Below are 25,646 nucleotides of genomic sequence, written 5' to 3' on the forward strand. Positions count from 1 at the left end.
GCTAAATCTTGTTGCCGATTGGAAAGCCGGTTGAGACTTTTCTCACCGGCATTTCATCGGTGGGAATAATCCAGCCACCGCGAATGGCGATGCGAACTTCATCGCCTTCTTCCAGCCGTATCGGATCGCGCACTTCAAAATGCAGATGAATATCCGGCTTGGTGAGCGGATGCGCCTCAATGCGTGAACCGCCACCGCGATAGACGGAACGTTTGACACGCACCCGAATGCCGCCGATTTCAGTCAATGCCAGATCTTCTGCACGAACGCAGAGTTTCGCATTGGCTCGCGGCATTTCGATGCCGGAACAACGCACCTCTGCACGGCTTCCCAGCACCAGCGCCTCGCAATGTCCCGCTTGCGCAAAGGACACCACCTCCGCAGCCAGAACCATGCCATGCGCGATGAAGGACGCGACCATTTCGCTGGCCGGTTCCTCGTAAAGCTTGCGCGGCGTATCGAACTGCTGAAGCTTGCCGTGATCAAGCACCGCAATCCGGTCCGCAAGCGCCATGGCCTCGGCCTGATCATGGGTGATGTAGATAATCGTCGTGCCGGTGCGCTTGTGAAAAGCTGCAAACTCATCTTCCATCGAAGCACGCAAATGCACATCAAGATTGGCAAGCGGTTCATCAAACAACACCAGCGACGGCGCTGCTACCAGACAACGGGCCAAAGCCACGCGCTGCCGCTGACCACCCGAAAGATTGGCCGGACGGCGGTCGCCGAAACCATCCAGATCGACCAGAGCCAAAGCTTCCGTGATGCGACGCTCACGTTCTGCCTTCGGCACTTTCGCGACTTTAAGGCTATAGCCGACATTCTCGGCAACCGTCATATGCGGCCAGAGCGCATAATTCTGGAAGACGATACCGACCTGCCGCTTTTCCGGTGGCACGCTGCCATCAACATGGGAAACGCGGCTTTCACCAATGTGGATTTCACCGCCGTCAACATCTTCAAAACCTGCAATCATACGCAGCAGTGTGGTCTTGCCGCAGCCGGATGGTCCGAGAATGGCAACAAATTCGCCGTCCTTGACATCAAGCGACACTTCAGACAGGGCCTGAAACTCGTTGAAGACTTTGGAAACAGAAGCAATTTTCAGTCGCGCCATGGCAGCACCCCGTTTGGAAGACGCCGCGCAAACAGATTTGTTGTAAGCATCAGCATGAATGTCACCGCAACGGCCAGAATGGATATGGCAGCCGCATAGGCGGAATCACCCGCCTGTTCAAAAGAAAACATCACCACGCCCAGCGTTTCCGATCCCGACGCCCAGAGAAGCGCCGACACCGTCAACTCACAGAATGCGGTCATGAAAATGAGCACCCCGCCTGCAAGCGTCGCTGGTGCGACCAGAGGAAATATAATGGTCCTGAGCCGATAGAAAAGGCCAGCGCCTGCAATTCGCGCGGCTTCTTCCAGCGCACGGTCAATCTGATGCAGACCAGCAACCGTTGGCCGCAGCGCCAGCACGAAGAAGCGTGCGAGATAAGCAAACAGGATGATCCAGAGCGTATTATAGAGGCTGACACCAACCACCGGAAGCGGTTTCAGAAACAGGAGCAGGCAAGCAATCGCCAGCACGACGCCCGGCAACGCATAGGGCATCTCGGCTGCAAAATTAAGGATCGGCGTCCAGCGCCGTTTGCGCCATGCCAACATATAAGCAAGCGGAACCGCAATCAGCACGGCAAAACCCGCCGTCACCACCGACAAAAGAATACTGTTGCCAAACGCACGGGCTGAACCGCTGTGTTCAAGCATGACAAAGCGGAAATTTTCAAGCGTGGCCGTCGCAAATGTCAGCGGCACGCCATAGGCCGGAACCAGTGCTGAAAGTGTTAGACCAATCAACGGCAGAAACAGCACGATCACGATCAACAGCCATGCAGCCATTTCCGCCCAAACACACCATGCGCCGAGCGCAAAAGGGGCCGCTGGCAGCGACGTCGAAACAATGCGGAAATCACGACGACGCGAGGCATAATCCTGCGCGGCAATGCCTGCCATGGCAATCAGACCAATCAGCACCGAAAGCACTGCAACACTGGAGAGAACAGCCGGCCCACCGCCCGCAAGACGCTGATAAATCAGCGTTGGCAGAACGAGATAATTCGATGGAATTCCCAGGAAAGCCGGGATGCCGAAATTGCCGACACACGACACGAAAGCAAGCGCCGCGGCACCGATAATTGATGGCGTCATCAGCGGCAGGATAATGGTGCGCAGAACGGTCCATTTGCTTCCACCGGCACTCAGACCTGCTTCGACCAGCTCGCGCGGGAGTTTGCGCAAACCCGCCCGCACAATCAGAAAGACCAGCGGTCCATATTGCACACCGAGCAGAAAAATAATGCCCCATACGGAATAAAGCGGATTACGGCTTCCCAGCGGCGGCGCCATGCCGATAATCTTGAGGAACTGGCTTGAAGGCCCGAAAAGCTGGAGCCAGGCCAGCGCTGTTACCTGCGGGGCAATCAGCAGCGGAGTAACGTAAAAAAGCACAAAGACATTGCGCCCGCGCATATCCGTAAGGCCGACGAGCAACGCCGCCACAATGCCAAACACCAACGCCAGCAGCGTGCCGCCAATACCGATTTGAAGGGAATGCCATGTGGCAACCCATGTCGAACGGTGGCTGAGTGTTTCAGAAAGAACGGATGTCGAAAACTGCCCTTGCGGCGCAACAAGCTCAACGAGCAGACGCATAATGGGCAGAAGCGACAGCACCGCAACAATCAGCGTTACACCAACAATCAGGGCCGCATCACGGCCCTGAATATCTCGAAACATGCGCATTTCGTTTTATCCGCCAAACAGCTCGGAAAACTGCTTCTTATCGGCATCCGCCTGATCGAGAACCTTCTGGGTGTCGATAGACATGATATTGATCTTGGTGCCTTCCGGCAGCCATGCAGGGTGGCCGACACCTTCCTTGGCAGGCAGATAGCCCTGCTCAAGTGCCAGCTTCTGGCCGTCATCCGACAGGATAAAATCAACGAACTTCTTGGCGCCATCCACGTTCTTGGCGGTCGCCATGATCGCAACGGGTTCAGTCACGGCAGGCACACCTTCCGACGGGAAGACGAACTCAATCGGTGAGCCTTTGGCCTTGGCATTGAGCGCCATGAAGTCAACCAGAATACCGTATGGCTTTTCGCCACTCGCAACAGATTTCAGCACGGCGCCATTGCCCTTGACGCTGGCCAGTTCATTGGTCTTGAGGTTCTTGAAATAATCCCAGCCAAGATCCTTGTTGAGCGCGAAACCGCTTAAGAGATAGGCCGCAGCACCCGAATAAAGCGGGTTCGGCATCACAACCTGACCCTTATACTCGGCCTTGGTAAGATCGGACCAATGCTCCGGCTTCTCAGCCGCGCCCGTGTTATAAGCAATCCCAGTGGTGATCAGCTTGGAGCCGAAATAGGTCTTGTCGGCGTCATAGCTGTCCGCAGCAAAACCATCGACTTTGGCGTCCGTGTAAGGCAGCAGACGCTTGTCCTTCTTGAGACCTTCCATTGTCACCGCATCAGCGATCAGCAGAACGTCAGGCTGTGGCGCACCAGCCGAAAACTCGGCGGCAAGCTTGGTGAGGAGTTCGCTCGTTCCCGAACGGAAAATCTGAACATCCGTATCGGGGTTCGCCTTGCGGAAAGCTTCAACCGTCTTGGCCGCATCGGCCTCCGGCTGCGACGTGTAAAGCGTCAGCGTGTCGGCCTGTGCGACCGCCATGGACAGAGCAAGAAGAGCTGGAATGGCCGTTGCCCGCTTCAACATCTTGGTCATTGAGATTGCTCCTCGAATTTCTGTGTGATTTTCAGCAGCATGGGCTGCCGCTCCGGCGTGATTACGCTGCATACGAGCTGAAATGGCGCAGATACTGTCATATCGAGAAGCGCGATCATTCCTGTTCATGACTCACCTGTCAAACAAATCTCTAAAACATCTGCCGGAAAATCGGAAATGATTTCAAAAAGCAAAATGCCCTCCAGCAGATTTCTGATCCGCAGAAGGGCATTGATCAAATGACCCATTTAACCTTCCGCATCCCTCCAACTCGGAGGCGATGCGGATGCCATAAAGGTCTTAGACTTCAATTATATGACAATGTGAATCAGATTCAAATAATTATCTCAGCGGCGTGCGCAACCTGTGCGCCTGCTTCATAATAAGCTTCGCGCAAACCACGGAAGCTCTGCTCTTTGGGATCGCTGACCGGCAGAGGAAGACCGGCCTCACCGATCTCGCCTGAAACAAGCTGCGCGAGACATTTGCCAAAAACCGTACCCGGCGCAATGCCACGCCCATTATAGCCGGAGAATCCCACGACATTGCGCGCAAGGCGATGAAACTTCGGTAGACTGTCATTGGTCATGCCGATCTTGCCATACCATTCGGCTTCAAACTCAACGTTGCCAATTTGCGGGAAGAGACGCTTGAGCGACTTCTTCGCCCATGCCTTGTGCACACTCGCACCCGTGTTGCGCAGCGCACCAACACTGCCAAACACCAGACGGCCCTGTTGGTCAAAGCGGAAAGAGGAAAGGACTTCCTTTGTGTCCCATACGCCCTGACGTTCCGGCAGAATGCTTTTCTTCAAATTGTCTGAAAGCGGCTTTGTCGCCATGTTAAAATAGGGCAGATGCACAAGCTCGGCGCGCACTTCTGCCCATGGCGCATTGGTATAGGCATTGGTTGCAACCACCACCCAATCAGCTGTCACCGTGCCGGAAGCAGTCTTCACCACCCATTTGCCGTTCTGCTCACTGGCACCTGTCACAGGGCTTTGCGTAAAAATCTGGGCACCCGCAGCAGTGGCTGCATGGGCCAGCCCGCGTACATAGGCAAGCGGCTGAATGGTGCCCGCACGCAGGTCCAGCAGCGACCCCGCATAGGCTTGGGTACCAACCTTTAATTCCGTTTCCTTCCCATCAAGCAGCTTCACATTGGCACCGCGCCGCGCCCATTGTTCGTAGCGATCTTCAAGTTCCTTGAAACCTTTTTGACCGACAGCGCAATGAAGCGTGCCCTGCTTTTCAACTTCGCAGGCAATCTTGTGTTTTTCGATGATTTCAAAAACCAGCTTGGGCGCATTGCCGAGCACCTCAAGCAAACGGTCGCCATATTTTTCGCCCAGCACACCCGGCAAGTCATCCGGCATAACCCACATGCCGGCATTGACCAGACCAACATTGCGGCCCGAACCGCCATAGCCGATCTCAATGCCTTCCAGCACGATTGCCTTTGTGCCTTTCTCGGCCAGATGCAACGCGGTCGAAAGCCCGGTAAATCCGCCGCCAACAATCACCACGTCGGCAGTCAGATCGCCCCTAAGTGCCGTGGTTTTCGGTGCAGCCGGTGCGGTCTTTTCCCAAAGGCCATGAGAGCGCGGATCATTAAGCATGGAGAGACAACCATTTCATATAACGAAAAACAAACGGCTTTTACCGTCCCAACTATTTCACGCGCCGGAAGTCTCAAGAACAGCAATATTTCTGCAACAATTCATGCCGGTTTGGAATGAACTACCCCAAAGCAATTGGGTTGCTCACCTGCCCCCCAATCCACTGGCAGAAAACCTGTGTCAGCGGATTTTCGAGTTTGCCTTCCGGGACAACGAGATAGTAATCATTTTCGGTCCGCATCGGCTGCTCGAAAAGCATGACCAGTTCGCCATTACGCAATTCCTGCTCAATCAGATAAAGCGGCAACAGCGCAAAGCCTAGACCTGCAAGTGCCGCCCCAATCACCATCGAAAACTGATCGAAACGGTGGCCACGATAAGCGGACTTGCCTTCAACGCCACAACTTTCAAACCATTGCGCCCACATTTTGGGCCGCGTTGCGAGATGCAGCAGCGGCTCATCTTCCAGCTCTTCCGGCGTTGCCGGATGCCGTGCTTTAAGAAGACTCGGACTTGCCACAGGCACAATCACCTCTGAGCAGAGAAAAGTGCAGGTCGCATGTGCCCACACCGGCTGACCATAATGGATAGCCAGATCAAACGGCTGTTCTTCAAAGTCGAAAACACCAGAGCGTGAAGCCACATTGATGGCAATGCCGGGATGTTTTTCGACGAAATCAGGAATACGCGGCATCAGCCAGCGTGTGCCAAAAGTTGGCAAAGTCGCTATGCTGAACGAGGATGTCGACTGTGCTGACGCCATGGCGCGCAGCATCGTGTCTTCCGTCTGGTTGAGCAGCCGCCGCACTTCCGGCAGAAATTTTCGTCCTGCATCCGAGAGAAGAATACGCTGGCGAATGCGCTCAAACAGCAGCACACCCAGCTGACTTTCAAGATCCTTGATCTGGCGGCTGACGGCACTTTGCGTGAGATTGAGTTCATGTGCGGCTTGCGTAAAACTCCCGTGACGGGCTGCACACTCAAAGGCTTGCAGCGTGGCAATATCAGGGATCAGTCTCCTGCTCAGCTTCATTCCAATCTCGCATTAACATAGTTGCTTTCGTCGCGATCATAACCCCAAAACGGCTGATATGATACATTTTCATCATAATCGCGGTATGTTTTTTGAAAATCGACATACCAGTTAAGCAGACGGTCCAACTTCTACGGAAGCTCTTGCAATGAACGCGCAGAAATTCGTTTCGCCGGACGCCATTCGCTCCGCCTTTTCGGCAGCCATGTCGGCCATGTATAAGGAAGAAGTGCCTGCTTATGGCACGTTGATGGAACTCGTCTCCGATGTGAACGCAAAAGTTCTCGCAGACGACAAGCATCTGCATGAGCGTCTGACGGAAACAGATTCGCTCGAACGCATTTCCGAAGAACGTCACGGTGCCATTCGTTTGGGCACTGCCGCTGAGCTTTCCATGATGCGCCGCGCTTTCTCGGTCATGGGCATGTTCCCGGTTGGTTACTACGATTTGAGTGCCGCTGGTGTGCCAGTGCATTCCACCGCCTTCCGCCCGATCGACGATAGCGCACTCAAGCACAATCCGTTCCGTGTTTTCACCTCGCTCCTGCGCCTTGATCTGATCTCTGATGAGAAGCTGCGCGAAGAATCGGAAGACGTTCTCGCGAAGCGCCAAATCTTCACGCCGGGCGCAATTGCGCTTGTCGAGAAGGCGGAAGCCAATGGCGGCCTTGATGAAGCTGACGCGAAGACCTTCGTTGCAGAAGTGCTCGAAACATTCCGCTGGCACGATCATGCCAATGTCAGCGCTGAGCTGTACCACCGCCTCCACGATGCGCATCGCCTGATCGCCGACGTTGTTTCCTTCAAGGGACCGCACATCAACCACCTGACACCACGCACGCTCGACATCGACGCCGTGCAGGCCCAGATGCCGGATCGCGGCATTAATCCGAAGGCAGTTGTCGAAGGTCCACCAACCCGCAAATGCCCGATCCTTCTGCGCCAGACCTCGTTCAAAGCACTGGAAGAAGAAGTTTCGTTCGTCAACGCAGACGGCACCTGGACCCCAGGCTCCCACACTGCCCGTTTCGGTGAAATCGAACAGCGTGGCGTTGCCCTGACGCCAAAGGGCCGTGCGCTTTACGACAAGCTGCTCAACGACACCCGCGCCATTGTCCGCCCAGCGCCTGATGGCTCGAATTCGGCTGAATATGTGAAGGCACTGAGCGACACCTTTGCCGCTTTCCCGGATACATGGGCAGGCATTCGCGAAGAAGCGCTTGGCTATTTCGCCTATTCGGTCAAGGATGCTGCACGTCTTGCAGCTTTCAAACCCGATACCGATATTGAAACTCTGATCGAAGGCGGCGCAGTCCAGTTCGATCCGATCATCTATGAAGACTTCCTGCCGGTCAGTGCGGCTGGTATCTTCCAGTCAAATCTGGGCGACGACGATGCGCAGGATTTTGTGGAAAGCCCGAACCAGAAGCGTTTCGAGGAAGACCTTGGCGCCAAAGTTCTTAATGAATTCGAGCATTATGCTCGCATCGAACGCGAAACCATTAGAGCTGTACAGGCCCGCCTGAGCGGTCTTGAAGCAGCAGAATAACTAAGCATTTCCAGCAAAAGTGCGAAGCGGTTTTGCGTCGGACAATGCGTAAATATAAACAACGAGAGCAGTAACTACGAACCCGCTCTAATTTAAACTGCTCTCGTGATTAAGCCGGTTAAGAGGATAAACATGAACACCACTGTTAAAAAGCTCGACGTGAAAAAAGAAGCCGCAGAGCTGCTTTCAAAGCTTGGCGTTGACGCAGCCCTTTACACGTCGGGCGACCTCGCTGGCTTCAGCCCGGTCTCCGGTGAGCAGATCGCATCGGTCAAGACCCACAGCAAGGACGATGCAGTCAAGATCATCGACAAGGCTGATGAAGCATTCCGCGCATGGCGCACCGTTCCAGCGCCAAAGCGTGGCGAACTGATCCGCCTCCTGGGTGAAGAACTCCGCGCTTCCAAGGAAGATCTCGGCCGTCTCGTTTCGCTTGAAGCTGGCAAGATCCCTTCGGAAGGCCTCGGCGAAGTACAGGAAATGATTGACATCTGCGATTTCGCGGTCGGCCTGTCGCGTCAGCTCTACGGTCTCACCATCGCAACCGAACGCGCTGGCCATCGCATGATGGAAACCTGGCATCCGCTTGGCGTTGTCGGCGTTATCTCGGCCTTTAACTTCCCTGTTGCTGTCTGGTCGTGGAATGCTGCGCTGGCCATCGTTTGCGGCAACTCGGTTGTCTGGAAGCCTTCGGAAAAGACTCTTCTGACCGCTCTTGCCTGCGACGCAATCTTCCAGCGCGCACTCAAGCGTTTCGGTGAAGCGCCAGAAGGCATTGCGCTGCTTCTGCTCGGCGACCGTGAAGTTGGTGAAGTCCTCGTTGACAGCCCGAAGGTTCCAGTTGTTTCGGCAACCGGTTCGACCCGCATGGGCCGCGAAGTTGGCCCACGTCTTGCAAAGCGTTTTGCGCGTGCGATCCTCGAACTCGGCGGCAACAATGCCGGTATCGTCTGCCCATCGGCAGATCTCGACATGGCACTGCGCGCCATCGCTTTCGGTGCAATGGGCACCGCTGGTCAGCGCTGCACCACACTGCGTCGTCTCTTCGTGCATGAAAGCGTTTACGACGCACTCGTCCCACGTCTGCAAAAGGCTTATGCCAGCGTTACCGTTGGTTCGCCACTCGAAACCACAGCTCTGGTTGGTCCATTGATCGACAAGGTTGCTTTCGACAACATGCAGAAGGCACTGAAGGAAGCAGCCGCTCACGGCGGCAAGGTTCAGGGCGGCGAACGCGTCGAAACCGGCCATGAAAACGCTTACTATGTGCGCCCGGCAATCGTGGAAATGCCAAAGCAGGAAGGCCCAGTTCTCGAAGAAACTTTCGCACCGATCCTGTACGTCATGAAGTATTCCGATTTCGACGACGTGCTGGCGAGCCACAACGAAGTTGGCGCAGGCCTGTCCTCGTCGATCTTCACACTCAACCTGCAGGAAGCAGAACGCTTCCTTTCGGTTGAAGGTTCGGATTGCGGCATTGCAAACGTCAATATCGGCACTTCGGGTGCTGAAATCGGCGGCGCATTCGGCGGCGAAAAGGAAACCGGTGGCGGTCGTGAATCGGGTTCGGATGCGTGGAAGGGCTATATGCGCCGCGCAACCAACACCATCAACTACTCGAAGGCTCTGCCGCTCGCACAGGGTGTTTCCTTCGACATCGACTAATCGGTCTCACGATAGATAAAAAGAAAACCCCGCTTTTGGCGGGGTTTTTTGTTGAGCATAACCAATTTCTCATATTGTGGATAATACACAATAGTTGCATTGCAACAAGCCTGCGCCTCCCGAATAAGCACCAGCATGTTTTCTTATTCACTGCGGGGCGGCATGTCTAAATCGACTTTATCTCTTCTGCTTGGTATTTTGGTCGGCTCTCTTGTTTTAAGTGGTTGCAATACCAGCTCGGACCCTACAGCGCTTAACAAAAGCGCGATTGAAAGCGCGCGCAAGACGGAGGGCTATGTCGCTGCGAAAGGTGCTGCAATCGTCGCTCGCGTGACGATTAATGGTAAAATATGCCATCAGGCGAACATTCAATTGCAACCACTGGAGAATGGCCTGTTGGTGCCGCATAATGTTACGAATATCGGGCAAAATTTCAGCTTCGCTGATCTTGGTAAGATTACTCTCAGGATGGCTACCTTGAACATTCCTGGTGTCTTCGACGTATTGGATAGTCAGGATATTCGCGTGTCATTCCAGCCGATAGCACCGGGCGAATATGGCATATCGCGCATCATCTGTAGCTGGGACGCCAATCATCGAAGCGTACTTGAAGCCAGCAGTCGCGGCTTCTTTGGACTGGGCGCGAAAAAATCGCTTGTACCATTGCAACTTGACGGTAAAATTTCGATAAAAAGGGGAGAGATTGTCGACGCTGGCGTTCTTAACATCATCTCCAGCAGCAAGGGACGCGCTATAATTCTGGCATCGCCAGCACCACAATCATATCGCGACACCATCAAACGAAATTTGCCGGAGCTGTATCCGAAAATCACATTCCGACAGTTTAGCCATTAAAGTCTAAACCGGACAATACATGAAAGCATTTCCAGCAGAAGTGCGCAGCGGTTTTGCTGGAAATGCGTAAAAACAATAAGATAGAGCGAGCTAGGCGATCCGATTAACCGCGGCACGCTCTAATCTATCATTTATAAGAGATTCCATCTGACCTTAAATTGATCCAACGCCAGTGCTCATCTCTTAACCCGAAACAGGGTGCCAACAGCCGTCATTAGACGAGTAGCACATACCACGCTCACCCGTCACATCATCATCGTTAGCTGCTTCACACTCGTCCTGTGAGCCATAAAGACATTGGCTATCGAAAGCTAAGTATTTATTTGTTGCTGACGCAAAATTTCCATTATAAAGCACCCGCGATGCATTCATAGCTGATGTATTAAATGTACTGGATGGCACTATGTGCGTGATATTTTCCTGGTTCGCATAAACAGGGGTGGAAGCAATCAATGTCAACATTGAAACAATAGATAAAAAATAATTTTTCATAATTTCCTCTTACAGATAACATAAATTTTTTTTGAATTACTGCTCAAGACATCAATAACAATTTTTTCTTCACAACTATTGTAAAAAACCTTCAATAAAAAAAGCGACCTATTAGGCCGCTTTTTAAGAGTTATTCAGCTTGGATTTCACCCCACGCGCTCAGATGCGAACGACCCGGGGCTAGCCGGGAAAACAACGGTACGATTGCCGTTGAGGAATGAACGATGATGAATATGCGCGTGAACGGCGCGCGCCAGAACCTGCGCTTCGACATCACGGCCAATGGACACGTAATCGGCAGCACTTTGCGCATGCGTCACGCGCGCCACATCCTGCTCAATGATCGGACCTTCATCAAGATCGGCAGTCACATAATGCGCTGTGGCGCCAATCAGCTTCACACCACGCTCATAGGCCTGCTTGTAAGGGTTTGCCCCCTTAAAGGATGGCAGGAAAGAATGGTGGATATTGATGATCTTGCCCAACATTTGCTGGCAAAGCTGATCGGACAGAACCTGCATATAGCGCGCCAGAACCACCAGTTCCGTGCCCGTGCTCTCAACAATATCCATCAGACGCTGTTCGGCCTCTGGCTTGTTAGCTTTGGTCACGGCAATATGATGGAATGGAATGTCGTGATTAACAACGACCTTCTGATAATCGAAGTGATTGGACACAACGCCCACAATATCGATCGGCAGCGCACCGATCTTCCAACGATAAAGAAGATCGTTAAGGCAATGGCCAAAACGCGACACCATCAACAGCGTCTTTGTACGGTGGGCATCGTCGTGAAAATCAAAATCCATTGCGAAAGGCGCGGCTATTGCTCCAAATCCTTCGCGCAAGGCTTCGAGTGCAACACCTTCTTCGGAAATAAAGCTGACGCGCATGAAGAAGCGGCCGGTATCCAGATCGTCGAACTGGGCGCTGTCAATGATGTTACACCCCTTACCCGCAAGATAACCCGAAATAGCAGCAACAATACCGCGCGTGGATTTGCAGGTGACGGTCAAGACAAAATTATGCATCGGAATTCCTCTATTACGCAGGCATAACCACACCGTCCGTTCTACTGTACGATAAGGTGCCAACCATGCCAGAATGCGTAATGCACTGACCGGATTGCGCTATCAAGTCGATAATGCGTTAAGACCTCAAGAAGTGGAGTTAAACCGTCGATGTCACCTTGTTCAGATGACGCGGCTTATCCGGATCATAGCCCTTACGGCGCGTGACCGCCTCAACAATCCGATAATAATTAATGAGCGAAACCAGCGGATCAAGATGACCATTCCCGGTAGATGCAGAAGGCACCCGATGGCCCGGAACGTCGGCATCGCCGAATGAAACAAGGTTTGCACCAAAGGACTTAAGCCTGTTGAGGGCCTGAATGCTTGTTTCAAGCGCCTCATCCTGCGGTATGAACGATAGAATCGGAAAGCCTGGCTCCACCAGCCGCATCGGTCCATGCATCAGCTCTGCAAGCGAGAACGCCTCCGCGTGAATATTGGCCGTTTCCTTCGCTTTAAGCGCCGCCTCAAGCGAAATGGCATAGGCTGTGCCGCGTCCGCCCGTGAACAGTGATTTTGCCTCGACCAGCAAGTCTTCCACCACCGCACGGCCTTCCGGCCTTGTTGCAGCCAAGGCTTCCGGCAGGCGGCTCAAACCATCTTTCAATCTTGCATCTTGGCTGGCTGAGGCCACCACACCCGAAAGGGCAGCATCAGAGGCAATGAAGGACTTGGTCGCCGCAACGCTTTTCTCTTCGCCCGCATGAAGAGCGAGCACAATATCAGCCCCTTTTGCAAGCGGGCTATCGGTCACGTTTACAACGGCAACAGTCGTCGCTCCTCCATACTTTGCAGCATCCTGCACCGCAATGATGTCCGGGCTTGCCCCCGATTGCGACACAGTGAAATGCAGCCCCCCCTTCAATCTGAGTTTCGCGCCATAAACGGAAGCCACCGATGGCCCGACAGAGGCAACCGGAATGCCTGTGGCAATCTCCATCAGATACTTGAAAAATGTCGCCGCATGATCGGAAGAGCCACGTGCAGCCGTCGTAATGACTGCGGGCGATTTTTCAAATAGCCGTCCGATCTCAGCAAATGTCCCGGCCTCTGCAGCAAGAAGTTTCGCCACCACGGATGGCGACTGTTCGGTTTCTTGCAGCATCAGGGATGGAACAGTTTGCATGCTTATTCTCCGGATACGTCTTCAAACTCATATCAATGTTGTGGCTGCGGCCCCACCTCTGTTTGATCCGGCTCCTTGACGCGAAACCATGCCACGTAAAGGGCCGGGAGAAACAGAAGCGTAATCGCCGTCCCGGCAATGATTCCGCCCATCATGGCATAGGCCATAGGCCCCCAGAAAACTTCTCGCGCAATCGGAATGAGCGCCAGACTTGCAGCTGCAGCGGTCAATGCAATAGGCCGCATACGATGCTGGCTTGCCTGCACAACCGAATCCCACGGATGCATGCCCTCGCTGATATGTTCTTCCACCTGCACGATCAGAATAACCGAGTTACGGATAAGAATGCCGATCAGCGCCAGCACGCCAAGAATGGCAACAAAGCCCAGCGGCTTCCCGCTCGGAAGCAAGGCTGCAACCACGCCAATCAGACCAAGAGGCGCAACTGCAACCACAAGAAACAAGCGCTGAAAACTCTGCAATTGCAGCATCAGAACTGTTGCCATGACAAACAGCATCAGCGGCACAACGGCGATAATCGGCCCCTGACTTTTGCCGCTTTCTTCCACTGTACCCGCCGTCACAATCGAATAACCCGCCGGCAGATTTTCGATGAATTTATTCACCGCAGGCTGCAATTCACTCACAATCGTATCCGGCATTGTATTGTCATTAATACCGGCAGCAACCGTGATGGTTGGAATGCGCGAACGGCGATAGACCACCGGCTGCTCCAGCTCATAATGGAAGTTGGCAATGGCTGCGAGCGGCACGGAGCTGCCGTTGCCGGTTGCGATTTGCAGACTCTGCAATGTGTCGATGGAATCGCGTTCGTGTTCTTGCGCCCGCACGATGACATCAATCAGATAGATGGAATCACGCACCTGCGTAATCGGAATGCCACCCACCACGCCATTGAGCGTCGTGGCAATATCCTTGGACGAAATGCCAAGCTTGCGCGCCTTGTCCTGCATGACATCCACACGGATAACACGGCCGGGTTCATTCCAGTTGTAGCTGACGACACCCAATCGCTTATCTGCATTCATGATGCCGGCAAAGTCCTGCGCGATACCACGCAATTTCTGAATATCAGGCCCGGAGATGCGATATTGTACCGGGCGCCCAACCGGCGGGCCCAGTTCAAGGAACTTCACATACGTATCCGTGCCGACATAATCCTTGCGCAAGGCCTCATCAAATTTTGCCTTCAAACGATCGCGCGCCTCCACGTCCTTGGCAACAACCACCATCTGCCCGAAATAGGGATTGGCAGGTTGCACATCGAAGGAAAGAATGAAGCGGATCGCGCTCTGCCCGATATAAGTGCTCCAGTGATCGACGTCCGGATTATCCTTGAGCATCGTCTGCTCAAAGCGCTCCATCTGCGCCTTGGTATCGGCAATTGAGCTGTTTTGCGGCAAGGTCCAGTCGATCACCAGTTCGGGACGGTCTGACTCCGGGAAGAACTGACGTTCAATAAAGCCCATTCCAAAAACCGAGATGACAAACAAGGCAATCGTCGTCAGAATCGTGATCCACTTATGACGCATCGCCAAAACCAGCGTCTTCGAAAAGGCCTCAAAGAAGCGGCCACGCTTTTCTTCATGGTGCTTCATCTTTTTGGGCAGGAAAGTCACACCCAGAAGCGGGGCAAACAACACGGCCACAATCCAGGAAACAATCAGCGAAACAGCAATCACCACAAAAAGCGTATATGTATATTCACCGGCCTGACTCGTGTTGAGGCCAATCGGTATAAAACCCGCAATCGTCACAAGCGTGCCTGTCAGCATTGGGAAGGCCGTATGCGAATAAACATAGGTCGCAGCCTTGTTGATGGGATCGCCATGCTCCAGCCGCGCAACCATCATCTCAACCGCAATCATCGCATCATCGACCAGAAGTCCCAGCGAAATAATCAGCGCCCCAAGCGACACACGTTGCAGCGAAATATCCATCAATGACATGACAAGGAAGGTGATCGCCAGCACCAGCGGAATGGAAAGCGACACGACAAAACCTGCACGCAGGCCAAGGCTGATAAAGCTTACCGCAAGTACGATGACAACGGCTTCAAACAGCGCTTTGGTAAAGCCGGAGACGGCATCCTGAACAACTTCAGGCTGATCGGCAACCTTGAAAACATTAACGCCAACCGGCAGTTCAGCTTTCACCTGCTCCATCATCGCATCAAGTTTTGCACCAAATTCCAGCAGATTGCCATTTGGTTTCATGCCGATGCCAAGACCAATCGCATCTTGGCCATTAACCCGAAAAATCGCTGATGGCGGATCGACATAGCCGCGCGTGATCGTCGCAACATCGGACAAGCGAAAGAAACGGTCATTCACGCGCAGATTGACGGCTCGCAGATCATCTTCAGAGTTGAACTGGCCGCTCACCCGTACGCTGATGCGTTCTGGCCCCGCCTGCACGACACCAGAGGGCGTGATCGCATTCTGATCCTGAAGCGCTTTGAGAATTGCCTGCTGATCAAGACCAAGGGCTGCGACCTGCCGCGTCGAGAATTCGAGATAAATTGCCTCATCCTGCGCACCGATCAGCTCAACCTTACCGGCATTGGGAATGGTGAGGATTTTTGTGCGCACATCTTCGGCATAATCGCGAAGCTGCCGCATCGACAACCCGTCAGCGGTGAAGGCAAAAATATTGCCGAATACATCACCGAACTTATCGTTGTAATAAGGCCCATAAACGCCATCAGGCAAACTTGGCTTGATGTCATCGAGCATGTGCCGCACTTCAGTCCAGGCTTCTGCCACCTGCTTCTTGCGCACTGTCGATTTAAGAAACACAAACACAACCGACTTGCCAGCCGTTGTCACGCTGCGTGTGTAGTCAAGCGTATCAAGCTCTTCGAGCTTCTTTTCAAGCCGGTCTGTGACCTGGTTCATCGTCTCATCGATGGAAGCACCTGGCCAACTTGCCTGAACGACCATCGTCTTGACGGTGAATTCCGGATCTTCGGCGCGACCGAGGTCGAGATAGGACACAAGCCCCGCGACCAGAAACACCATCATAAAATACCACACCAGCGAGCGGTGGTTCAGCGCCCAGTCAGAAAGATTGAAACCTTTTTTCACAGGCTGCTTCCCCTTGCATCCAACTGGACTTTTTGACCTTCTTCAAGCTGGTGCACACCAGCCGTCGCCACATAGCTTCCCACCTCCACATTGTTTGCCAGAAAACTGTCGGCGCGGCGCTCGACAAGCTCAACCTCGTGAAGACTTACAGTTTGCGTTTTTGGATCAATTACCCAGATTGCAGTTTTTCCGTCTTTTTCAAACAATGCCTGTATCGGCAAAGTGACATGATCTTTCTGAGCGCTTGCAAGCCCTGCCCGAATTGTTGCGCCAAGGCGGAAACCTTCCGGCGGATTATCAAGCGCAATCCGAACACGGCGCGTGCGGGTCTGCGCATCTGCTTGCGGCGCCACCTCGCGCACTCTGCCAAGACCTGTCACGCTCGGATCCGCCTGCAACTGAACATGAAAAGGCGTACCGGCCGCAAAATAGTCACGCATACTGTCAGGAATATCGAGAACTGCTTCGCGAATATCGGGGCGTGCAACCGTCATCACGGCTTGTCCTGCGGCCACAACCTGACCAACTTCTGCATTGGTGGCAGAGACGACACCATCAAAATCCGGGCTCAAAACAGCATACCCACGCTGATCTTCCGCCTTGCGTAAGCCTGCCTGCGCTTTTTCAAGTCCGGCTTCAGCACTGTCACGCGCCTGCTTTGCTGCATCGTAATCGGCTTGCGAAATGTTATTGCCCTTAAGCAGAATATGCAGGCGTTCTTCGCTACCGGCAGCATTGGCAAACTGAGCCTGCGCGCTTGCAAGGTCGGCTTTTGCCGATTGCACCGCAAGATCAAGCGTCGCAGGATCAAGCATGGCGACCGTCTCGCCTTTTTTCACCAGATCGCCGATACTAACAGGCCGCGCAATGATGCGACCAAGCACCCGAAACGCCAGATTTGTTGAATAACGCGGCTCAATGGAACCGGCAAAGCTGGTTTGTGTTTCAGGCTTTGACGCAGCAATTGTGTAAAGCACGGGACGAACAGGCTCAGTCCCTGCTGTTTGATCGTCCTCCTTGCCACAGGCTGCAATTGTCAAAAGGACAGCGGAAAAAACGAAGGCGCAACAGAGTTTCAGCATCGGTTTCATTGCGCGCCCGCTCCTTCCAGACCCTGCATGATCTCTGTATGGGCACCAGAACGCAGCAATTGCGCGCCCTTGGTGACAACAAGGTCTCCGGCATTCAGACCAGATGCAACGATCACCCGCTCCTTCTCGAACGCCAACACCCGAACAGGAGCCAGCGTTGCAAGCTTGGTCTTCTTGTCCACCCGCCACACAGCCGTTTTCCCGGCATCCGATGTCATCACGCTCCACGGCAAAATGAAAACCTGCTGACCATCCATATGAACCGTGCCGGTCACAATCGCGCCGAGTGCCATTTGCGCTGGCACCTCTGAGATACCAACCTTCACACGCACAGTGCCTGTCTGCGCATCGACCACCGGAGAGATTTCACGAATACTTCCTTCGGTTTTAACATTTTCATCGGAAAGCAGGCCCAGTGTCACGCCCATGCCAATTTTGGCATGGTTGACCAACGTTTCCTGAACATCGAAAATCGCGTCACGTGCACCGTCTTCGGCAATTGAAAACGCGGTTTGTGCGGCCTGCACAACCTGCCCGCTCTCCACATTGCGCGCGGTTACAACACCGGCAGCCGGAGCGCGAAGCTCTGTGTAAGACAACTCGTCACGCGCATTGCTCAACTGGCTTTCAGCATTGGAAAGCGTACTTTGTGCCGTGCGTAAAACCTGTTGTGCCTGATCAAACTGGCTGCGCGTGGTAAACCCCTGCCCCAGCAAAGCCTGCTGACGTTTAAAACTGGCTTCTGCCTGAACGAGCTGCGCTTTTGCAGCATCCTGCGAGGCTTGTGCAACGCGCATATTGGCCTTTTGCTCGGCATTATCGATCCGGGCAAGAACCTCGCCTTTATCAACATGCTGACCAATCTCAACAAGGCGCTCGACAATCTGTCCATTCAGGCGAAAGGATACATTGACCAGAGAACGGGCAGCAACAGCCCCCGACAGCGTCAATTGCGGCTGGTAATCGACCAGCTTGCTTTCAATCACAGCGACCGGAATCGTTCCGCTCATTTCAGAATGCGCCACAAGGCCCGAAGCCAGAACCGCAGCGGCCGCAATAAGGACACGCGCGATTGCTTTGCACACCCTCCGCCCACCATGAACAAGGAGAAGAACTCTTGCGGCCATTTAACGATTCTCACTGTTTTTTCGCAGGCACAATGCAACCAAAAGGTTGCCGTTAAAAGCAGGCTTTATAAACATAATTAATGATAGAAAATTATAATTGCACCTCTTCGACAAGCCGGTGACCGACAGCGCTCAGCTCGTAACGGGTGCGTTGCGTTCGCTCGTCTCTTTGGCGGATGCGAAGAGAGCCGCCCTCTGCACCAAGCGTCACAAGCTCCCGCAACACAAGCGCATGCGCAACGCCAAATATCCGTGAAAAACTGCGGCTGTCCGATGCAATATCGCGTGCTGCGGCAGCAAGAATACCCGCGCCGAGCCGTGAAATTTTACCTGATGCCGCCTCAAGTGCATCGACCAGCGCCATATACTCGGCTTCTTCGCTCACGCGCGCACCGCCTGCACAGGACGAAATGACACGATAACCGATTTTGATGTCGGCGTATCGCTTCCGTCACCTGCACTGCCAAGTGGCACAAGGACATTCATCTCGGGATAATAACCGGCAATACAGCCACGCGGTATATCATAAGGCACAAAGCGGAAATTGCGCGCGACCCGTTCAATCCCATCATCAAAATCACCGACAATATCGGCCCGATCACCCGCTTCAACGCCAATATCCGACATATCGGCAGGGTTCATGAACACGACCTGTCGTTCGCCGTAAACGCCGCGATAGCGGTCATCCATGCCATAAATGGTCGTGTTATACTGGTCATGGCTGCGGAAGGTTTGCAGAACATAACGCCCCGGCTTATCACGTGCCTGCTGGTGCTCAACGGCTTCCGGCAGCGCACCGCTCCAGAATGTCGCCTTGCCTTTGGGCGTTGCCCATTCGAGTTCGCGCGCGCTGTTGCGCAAATGAAAGCCGCGCGGCACGCGAACACGCGCATTGAAATCATAAAAATCAGGCAGTACCCGCGCTATATGATTGCGGATGAGATCATAATCATCAGCCAGTTCAAGCCAATTAACCGGCTTTGGCCCCAATGTTGCATTGGCCAGACCGGCAATGATCGCAACCTCTGAACGCAGCAACGGCGATGCGGGTTTATTAATGCCCCCCGATCCATGAACCATGCTCATGGAATCCTCAACAGTCACAATCTGCGCAACGCCTTTGGAATTGAGATCAATTTCCGTGCGTCCAAGGCATGGCAGGATAAAGGAATCCTCTCCCGGCACAAGATGCGAATGATTAAGCTTGGTCGCGATATGCACGGTCAGCCTTTGACCGGATAATGCCTTGGCAATCATCGGGCTGTCCGGTGTTGCGCGCGCAAAATTGCCACCAAGGCCGATAAATGCCTTTGCCGAGCCATCAAGCATCGCACCAATCGCGGCCAGCACATTGTGCCCCGGCGCACGTGGTGCGCTGAAACCAAATTCTTTTTCAAGCGCATCAAGAAACGCTGCTGACGGCTTTTCATTGATGCCAACCGTGCGATCACCCTGCACATTGGAGTGGCCGCGAACAGGGCAAAGCCCGGCACCGGGCTTACCGATATTGCCGCGCAACAGCATGAAATTGGTGATTTCACGGATCGTGATCACCGAATGGCGGTGCTGCGTAATGCCCATCGCCCATGTGCAAATAACCTTGTCAGCCTGCATATAAATGCGTGCTGCGTGTTCAAGCGACGGACGCAGCAAACCGGACTGGTCTTCAATTTCCTCCCAGGTCGTCGCATCAACAGCCTTGCGATAGGCTTCAAACTCTGCCGTATGTTGTGCGAGAAACGCCCGGTCGAGAACCGAAGGCTCTCCGGCGGCAAGTGCTATATCATCGGCGGCAAACACAGCCTTGGCCATGCCGCGGAATGCCGCAAGATCACCCCCAAGACGCGGTTGATAATAGTCGCTTGCAATGGCTTCGCTGCCGCCATGCATCATTTCAAGTTTGTCCTGCGGATCAGAGAACCGCTCAAGGCCACGCTCGCGCACTGGGTTGAACACCACAATCTGCGCACCACGCTCCGCTGCGCGACGCAGATCGCCCAGCATCCGCGGATGGTTGGTACCGGGGTTCTGGCCGACCACGAAAATCGCATCGGCCTGCTCGAAATCTTCAAGCAGAACCGTCCCTTTGCCAACACCAACAGATTGCGTCAGAGCCACACCGCTGGCCTCGTGGCACATGTTGGAGCAGTCGGGGAAATTATTGGTGCCATAAGAGCGCACAAAAAGCTGGTAGAGAAAAGCGGCCTCATTGGAAGCACGGCCCGATGTGTAGAATTCAACCCGATCAGGGTTGTCAAAGCTCTTGAGAATATTGCCAATGGCAGCAAAAGCCTCATCCCATTCAACGGCTTCGTATGTATCAGTCGCCGCGTTGTAACGCATCGGATGCGTAAGGCGGCCCGTGTTTTCCAGCGCATAATCCGTCCATGCGCGCAGTTCGGACACCGTATGCTCGGTGAAAAATTTCGGTGTTGTGCGCCGCTCCGTCGCTTCCCAAGCGACAGCCTTCACACCATTTTCACAAAACTCAAAGGAAGAGCCGTGTTCCGGGTCGCCCCATGCGCAGCCGGGGCAATCAAAGCCGTCAGGCTGATTGGCCTTGAGAAGGGCGCGCGCACCTGTCAGCGGTGCACCGCTGGCCAGCAATTGCTTGCCACAGCTTTTCAACGCACCCCATCCGCCGGCAGCACTCGACTTCTTGCCAATAAATCTGGTGTCGTGAGTTTTGCTCATTTTGCTATCCTCGACTGCACAGCGTTTCAGCCCAACCTTTTATGTACAACAATGCTACTTTTTTCAGGCTATTGACCTTCAATATGCGTCAAAAATGGCCGCTAATTCTCACAAGCTTATCTGTACGTCATAGCATATGGCATCGATATCTCAGTCACAAAAGCCAGTAGATAGTATAGTTGAAAGAGAGATGTGATCAAATAACCGAGAGTGAACAACCAACGCCTGTTGGATCGCTCTTGATTTCCCTGAAACAATCAGTCATTCGACTGGTAAACAAAACTGACCACAAAGGGAGAGACCATGCCCAACATCGTCGAGATCGCTGATCTGAAGCGACTTGCCAAGCGCCGCGTCCCGAAAATGTTTTTCGACTATGCGGATTCAGGGGCTTGGACGGAATCGACTTATCGCGCCAACGAAGCTGATTTTGCGAAGATCAAGCTTCGCCAGCGCGTGCTGGTTGATATGACCAACCGTTCGCTTGAAACGACGATGATCGGCGAAAAAGTCTCAATGCCAGTGGCAATTGCCCCGACAGGCCTCACCGGCATGCAGCATGCAGATGGTGAAATGCTGGCCGCACAGGCTGCTGAGGCTTTCGGTGTTCCTTTCACCCTTTCAACCATGAGCATCTGCTCAATCGAAGATGTGGCCTCTGTGACCAAAAAGCCTTTCTGGTTCCAGCTCTACGTCATGCGGGATCGCGAATTTGTCAAAAACCTGATCAGCCGTGCCAAAGCGGCTGGTTGCTCGGCTTTGGTGCTGACACTTGATCTGCAAATCCTTGGCCAGCGCCACAAGGACCTGCGCAACGGACTTTCCGCGCCGCCAAAATTTACCCCAAAGCATATCTGGCAGATGGCGACCCGGCCCGGCTGGTGCATTGGCATGATGGGCACACAGCGCCGGACCTTCCGCAACATCGCAGGCCATGCAAAGAATGTAACGGATCTGTCCTCCCTTTCTGTATGGACGAATGAACAGTTTGATCCCCAGCTCAACTGGAACGATGTTGCATGGATCAAGGAACAATGGGGCGGCAAGCTGATCCTCAAAGGCATCCTTGATGTGGAAGACGCACAGATGGCAGCCAAAACCGGTGCCGACGCCATCATCGTTTCCAATCATGGTGGCCGCCAGTTGGACGGTGCCGCTTCATCCATTTCCATGCTTAAGCCGATTGTCGATGCGGTCGGCGACAAGATCGAAGTGCATATGGATGGTGGCATCCGCTCCGGGCAAGATGTGCTCAAAGCGCGTGCGCTCGGTGCTCAGGGTGTCTTTATTGGCCGTCCATTCCTTTACGGGCTTGGTGCCATGGGCAAGGAAGGCGTTACACTCGCGCTGGAAATCATCCGCAAGGAGCTCGACATTACCATGGCGTTGTGCGGCAAGCGCAACATCGATGATATTGATCAAACAATAATAAAATCGACGGACTTCAAGTAAAAAAAATAGACACCGTATTTTAAAAAAACATTTAAAAACAAACAGATAAAGCGGCGATTTGATTGCATCAGATCGCCGCTGCGAAACTTATTCTTTACAACCCGCACTACATATTTAGCACTCCCTAATAGAAAGTAACATTAACTTAAGCATATTCATTTACCATCTTCAGCTAACGGTTCTGGGGCCGACATTGGTTTATTTTGGAGTTGGTTAGATGAAAAATGTTTCCGCGATTGCGCTCATGGCATGTGGGATGCTGATCGCTGTAAATGGAGCGCACGCAGCTGACATTATTCTTGACGATCCGGTTGTTGCGCCGGCTCCATTGCCTGTCGCTGCGGGTTGGTACATTCGCGGTGATATCGGCTATAATTTCAAAAACAAGACTGACGGCGATTGGGCCTTCTGGAATCAGTTTGACCCACCTTATCGCGGCATTGATGACAATCTGCGTTATGACGATTTCAAACTCAAAGGCGGCGCTTCATACGGTCTCGGTGTTGGCTATCGCTTTAATGAAATGCTGCGTACCGATGCCACACTGGATTTCTTCCGTGCCGGCATCAACGGACGGACCGCCTGCCCAAGCTACATCAAATCTGCCAAGGGCTTTAATCCCGTCGAAGACAATTGCAATTACGAAGATAACTCGACAGCAAATATCTGGACAGCCATGGCCAACGCCTATGTTGATCTTGGCAAGGTTGGCGGCCTGACACCTTATGTCGGTGCGGGGCTTGGCGCAGCATTCGTCAAATACGACACATGGAAAACCCATGAAGTTTGCGCGGGCTGCTCTTACACAAGCGATAAGGACGGACTGGACAGCTGGCGTTTTGCAATGGCTCTGATGGCCGGTGTCAGCTACGATCTCACCGACCAGCTCAAACTTGATGTTGGCTATCGCTATCTGCGTGTCAATGGCGGCAAAGCTTATGCGTTCGATGCGGCAGATCAGAGCACAAACCCTTACGGCAATGCGGTCGGCCCCGGCGCAACAGGCGCACAGGCACGCGATAACGGCTTTAACCTCCATACTGTCCGCGCCGGTCTTCGTTACGAATTCCGCTAAAACAAGCGTATGATCATCAAGAGAAGCCCGGCCCTGCGCCGGGCTTTTTCATGCACGACTTGTGGGCGCTTTTGACAAAAGCACGGTGCGGATCGCAAAGCTCGAATGAATGCGCGCAACGCCGGGCAGCCGCGAGAGAATTTCCTTATGAATGATTTCATAAGAAGCCGCATTCTCTGCCTCAACCCGCAGAATATAGTCGGCATCCCCCGTCATGAGATAACATTCCTGCACTTCAGGATGGCGGCGCACCGCCTCTTCAAAGCGGTTGAGATATTCTTCCGTCTGCCGGTCCAGCGTGATGCGCACAATGGCGACAAGCCGCTCATCGCCGCCTGAAGACCCGACAATGGCGGTATATCCGCGAATGACACCGCTTTCCTCCAAAATCTGCACGCGCCTGAGACAGGCCGACTGTGACAGCCCCACTTCGCCTGCAAGCTGGCTATTGGTCATACGACCATCGCGCCTGAGAGAGCGGATGATATTGCGGTCTATGCTATCCAGTATGGCCATGCAGAATCTTCAACTCAAAAGCTAATAAGTGCGCAAATCATGCAAAAATTCGCATATTATGCGAAAAATTGCAAAAACATTCGAATAGTCTTCGACTATCATGATCGCTATTGTTTTGGAGGCAATCCATTATGGCCTTTGCTTTCCGCAACAATCAGCTTTTTGGGGGGAAGCGGATCAGTCCTGTTCATCCCGCAATCATTTGAGTGAACTGGAAATGACCGATATGTCGATGCATTTTTCCCAGACCGAACACGACCTTGCTGCGGGTGGCATATTAACGATCGACCTTGCGGCTCTGCGTCATAATTATTCGACAATTTCCAGTCGCATCGCCCCCACGCGCACCGCCGCTGTGGTGAAGGCTGATGCTTATGGCCTTGGTGCAAATCGCGTCGCACCGGCTTTTTATGAAGCAGGCTGCCGCGATTTCTTCGTCGCCCATCTGGGCGAAGCCATTTCGCTCCGGCCTTTTCTCAATCCGGATGCAACGCTTTACGTGCTCAATGGCCTTCAACCCGGCACAGAAGCTGCCTGCGCACGCGAGAAAATCCTGCCGGTTCTCAATTCGCTGGAACAGATTGAAAACTGGTCGGCACTGGCTGCAAGCTTGAACGAAAAACTGCCCGCTTTGCTGCAAATCGATACCGGCATGTCGCGTCTTGGCCTGTCGGCCAAAGAACTTGACCAACTGGTCAATGACCAGCATCTGCTCGACCATATCGATGTCAAATTTGTCATCAGCCATCTGGCGAGCGGCGATGAGCCGCAAAATCCGGCCAATGCCCGCCAGCTTGCAGCCATGAATGCAGCGCTCGCGCGTCTGCCAAAACTGCCCGTGGCATTTTCAAATTCCGGCGGCTGCTTCCTTGATCAGATTTATCACTTCAATCTCGCTCGTCCCGGTGTCGCCCTTTATGGCGTCGGCCCGGACGCCCGCGAAAATCCAATCCGCCCCGTGCTCGAACTATCCGCACGCGTCATTCAGGTGCGCGATATCGACAAGGGCGCGGCGGTCGGCTATGGCGGCACCTTTATCGCAGAAAAACCCATGCGCATTGCAACCATTGCAGTCGGCTATGCCGATGGCTGGTTCCGCTCTTTGAGCAACAAAGGATCGGCCTTTTATGGTGACACGCGCCTGCCGATTGTCGGGCGCGTTTCGATGGATTCCATCACGCTTGATGTCACGGCCCTGCCGGAAGACACGCTCAAGCTCGGCAGTCTGGTTGAACTCGTCGGCCCGCATCAACGGCTTGAAGATGTGGCGCGGGATTGCGACACAATTCCTTATGAAATTCTCACATCATTAGGCCACCGCTATGCCCGCGTTTACAACGATAGCGAAGCCGGCACACACGCATAATAATAAGAGGCGAAC

General features: G+C 53.6%; 21 protein-coding genes. 6 read left to right on the plus strand and 15 right to left on the minus strand.

Features of this window, described 5'->3' with window-relative positions:
- Position 1: 1 nt before the first annotated feature.
- From OPR82_RS14700 to OPR82_RS14725, 6 genes are all read right to left on the minus strand, one after another.
- The gene (locus OPR82_RS14700) at positions 2-1,117 is read right to left on the minus strand and encodes an ABC transporter ATP-binding protein (RefSeq protein ID WP_265985640.1); all 1,116 of its coding nucleotides are present in this window, start codon (positions 1,115-1,117) and stop codon (positions 2-4) included.
- Positions 1,105-2,805: an ABC transporter permease gene (locus OPR82_RS14705; RefSeq protein ID WP_265985641.1), complete on the minus strand. Its 1,701-nt coding sequence runs from the start codon at positions 2,803-2,805 to the stop codon at positions 1,105-1,107. Before OPR82_RS14705 ends, OPR82_RS14700 begins: the two co-directional genes overlap by 13 nt.
- Positions 2,806-2,811: 6 nt before the next feature.
- Positions 2,812-3,792 carry an ABC transporter substrate-binding protein gene (locus OPR82_RS14710; RefSeq protein ID WP_265985642.1) on the minus strand — a complete coding sequence of 327 codons (981 nt, stop codon included), beginning with the start codon at positions 3,790-3,792 and terminating at the stop codon, positions 2,812-2,814.
- A gap of 125 nt (positions 3,793-3,917) precedes the next feature.
- Positions 3,918-4,040: a hypothetical protein gene (locus tag OPR82_RS14715; RefSeq protein WP_265985643.1), complete on the minus strand. Its 123-nt coding sequence runs from the start codon at positions 4,038-4,040 to the stop codon at positions 3,918-3,920.
- A gap of 86 nt (positions 4,041-4,126) precedes the next feature.
- Positions 4,127-5,410, minus strand: coding sequence for an NAD(P)/FAD-dependent oxidoreductase (locus tag OPR82_RS14720; protein WP_265985644.1), 1,284 nt, complete (start codon positions 5,408-5,410; stop codon positions 4,127-4,129).
- 121 nt (positions 5,411-5,531) lie between these two features.
- Positions 5,532-6,443 (minus strand): LysR family transcriptional regulator, encoded by a 912-nt coding sequence (locus tag OPR82_RS14725; RefSeq protein ID WP_323054556.1) that lies wholly within the window; start codon positions 6,441-6,443, stop codon positions 5,532-5,534.
- Positions 6,444-6,591: 148 nt separating this feature from the next.
- Here OPR82_RS14725 and hglS point away from each other — a divergent pair, with 148 nt between their 5' ends.
- The 3 genes from hglS (at position 6,592) to OPR82_RS14740 (ending at position 10,512) form a co-directional block, all read left to right on the plus strand.
- Entirely contained in the window at positions 6,592-7,992 is a 1,401-nt protein-coding gene (gene hglS / locus OPR82_RS14730; RefSeq protein ID WP_265985645.1) for a 2-oxoadipate dioxygenase/decarboxylase HglS, read from the plus strand.
- 132 nt (positions 7,993-8,124) lie between these two features.
- Positions 8,125-9,657 (plus strand): L-piperidine-6-carboxylate dehydrogenase, encoded by a 1,533-nt coding sequence (gene amaB, locus OPR82_RS14735; protein WP_265985646.1) that lies wholly within the window; start codon positions 8,125-8,127, stop codon positions 9,655-9,657.
- Positions 9,658-9,819: 162 nt separating this feature from the next.
- Entirely contained in the window at positions 9,820-10,512 is a 693-nt protein-coding gene (locus tag OPR82_RS14740) for a hypothetical protein (protein WP_265985647.1), read from the plus strand.
- A 183-nt stretch (positions 10,513-10,695) separates the two neighbouring features.
- Here the strand turns inward: OPR82_RS14740 and OPR82_RS14745 are convergent, their stop codons facing one another.
- The 8 genes from OPR82_RS14745 to OPR82_RS14780 form a co-directional block, all read right to left on the minus strand.
- A complete protein-coding gene (locus tag OPR82_RS14745) occupies positions 10,696-11,004 on the minus strand; it encodes a hypothetical protein (protein ID WP_265985648.1) in 309 nt (102 codons plus the stop codon).
- A gap of 146 nt (positions 11,005-11,150) precedes the next feature.
- Positions 11,151-12,035 (minus strand): formyltetrahydrofolate deformylase, encoded by an 885-nt coding sequence (gene purU, locus OPR82_RS14750; protein WP_265985649.1) that lies wholly within the window; start codon positions 12,033-12,035, stop codon positions 11,151-11,153.
- Between the two features lie 139 nt (positions 12,036-12,174).
- Positions 12,175-13,203 carry an SIS domain-containing protein gene (locus OPR82_RS14755; protein ID WP_265985650.1) on the minus strand — a complete coding sequence of 343 codons (1,029 nt, stop codon included), beginning with the start codon at positions 13,201-13,203 and terminating at the stop codon, positions 12,175-12,177.
- A gap of 32 nt (positions 13,204-13,235) precedes the next feature.
- Positions 13,236-16,310 carry an efflux RND transporter permease subunit gene (locus OPR82_RS14760; protein WP_265985651.1) on the minus strand — a complete coding sequence of 1,025 codons (3,075 nt, stop codon included), beginning with the start codon at positions 16,308-16,310 and terminating at the stop codon, positions 13,236-13,238.
- Positions 16,307-17,401 carry an efflux RND transporter periplasmic adaptor subunit gene (locus tag OPR82_RS14765; protein WP_265985652.1) on the minus strand — a complete coding sequence of 365 codons (1,095 nt, stop codon included), beginning with the start codon at positions 17,399-17,401 and terminating at the stop codon, positions 16,307-16,309. The genes OPR82_RS14760 and OPR82_RS14765 overlap by 4 nt, the downstream gene beginning before the upstream one ends.
- On the minus strand, positions 17,398-18,528 hold the full coding sequence (locus tag OPR82_RS14770) for an efflux RND transporter periplasmic adaptor subunit (protein WP_265985653.1): 1,131 nt from the start codon (positions 18,526-18,528) through the stop codon (positions 17,398-17,400). The genes OPR82_RS14765 and OPR82_RS14770 overlap by 4 nt, the downstream gene beginning before the upstream one ends.
- A 91-nt stretch (positions 18,529-18,619) precedes the next feature.
- A complete protein-coding gene (locus tag OPR82_RS14775) occupies positions 18,620-18,892 on the minus strand; it encodes a hypothetical protein (RefSeq protein ID WP_265985710.1) in 273 nt (90 codons plus the stop codon).
- 17 nt (positions 18,893-18,909) lie between these two features.
- On the minus strand, positions 18,910-21,222 hold the full coding sequence (locus OPR82_RS14780) for an FdhF/YdeP family oxidoreductase (RefSeq protein WP_265985654.1): 2,313 nt from the start codon (positions 21,220-21,222) through the stop codon (positions 18,910-18,912).
- Positions 21,223-21,525: 303 nt separating this feature from the next.
- Between OPR82_RS14780 and OPR82_RS14785 the strand changes: the two genes are divergently transcribed.
- Positions 21,526-22,674 carry an alpha-hydroxy acid oxidase gene (locus OPR82_RS14785; RefSeq protein WP_265985655.1) on the plus strand — a complete coding sequence of 383 codons (1,149 nt, stop codon included), beginning with the start codon at positions 21,526-21,528 and terminating at the stop codon, positions 22,672-22,674.
- A gap of 217 nt (positions 22,675-22,891) precedes the next feature.
- Positions 22,892-23,749: an outer membrane protein gene (locus tag OPR82_RS14790; RefSeq protein ID WP_265985656.1), complete on the plus strand. Its 858-nt coding sequence runs from the start codon at positions 22,892-22,894 to the stop codon at positions 23,747-23,749.
- A gap of 48 nt (positions 23,750-23,797) precedes the next feature.
- Here the strand turns inward: OPR82_RS14790 and OPR82_RS14795 are convergent, their stop codons facing one another.
- The gene (locus OPR82_RS14795) at positions 23,798-24,265 is read right to left on the minus strand and encodes an Lrp/AsnC family transcriptional regulator (RefSeq protein WP_265985657.1); all 468 of its coding nucleotides are present in this window, start codon (positions 24,263-24,265) and stop codon (positions 23,798-23,800) included.
- A 217-nt stretch (positions 24,266-24,482) separates the two neighbouring features.
- Here OPR82_RS14795 and alr point away from each other — a divergent pair, with 217 nt between their 5' ends.
- On the plus strand, positions 24,483-25,631 hold the full coding sequence (gene alr / locus OPR82_RS14800) for an alanine racemase (RefSeq protein WP_265985658.1): 1,149 nt from the start codon (positions 24,483-24,485) through the stop codon (positions 25,629-25,631).
- The last annotated feature ends 15 nt before the right edge of the window (positions 25,632-25,646 follow it).

Origin of the sequence: Ochrobactrum chromiisoli, assembly GCF_026241335.1 — a bacterium.
Lineage (GTDB): Bacteria > Pseudomonadota > Alphaproteobacteria > Rhizobiales > Rhizobiaceae > Brucella > Brucella chromiisoli.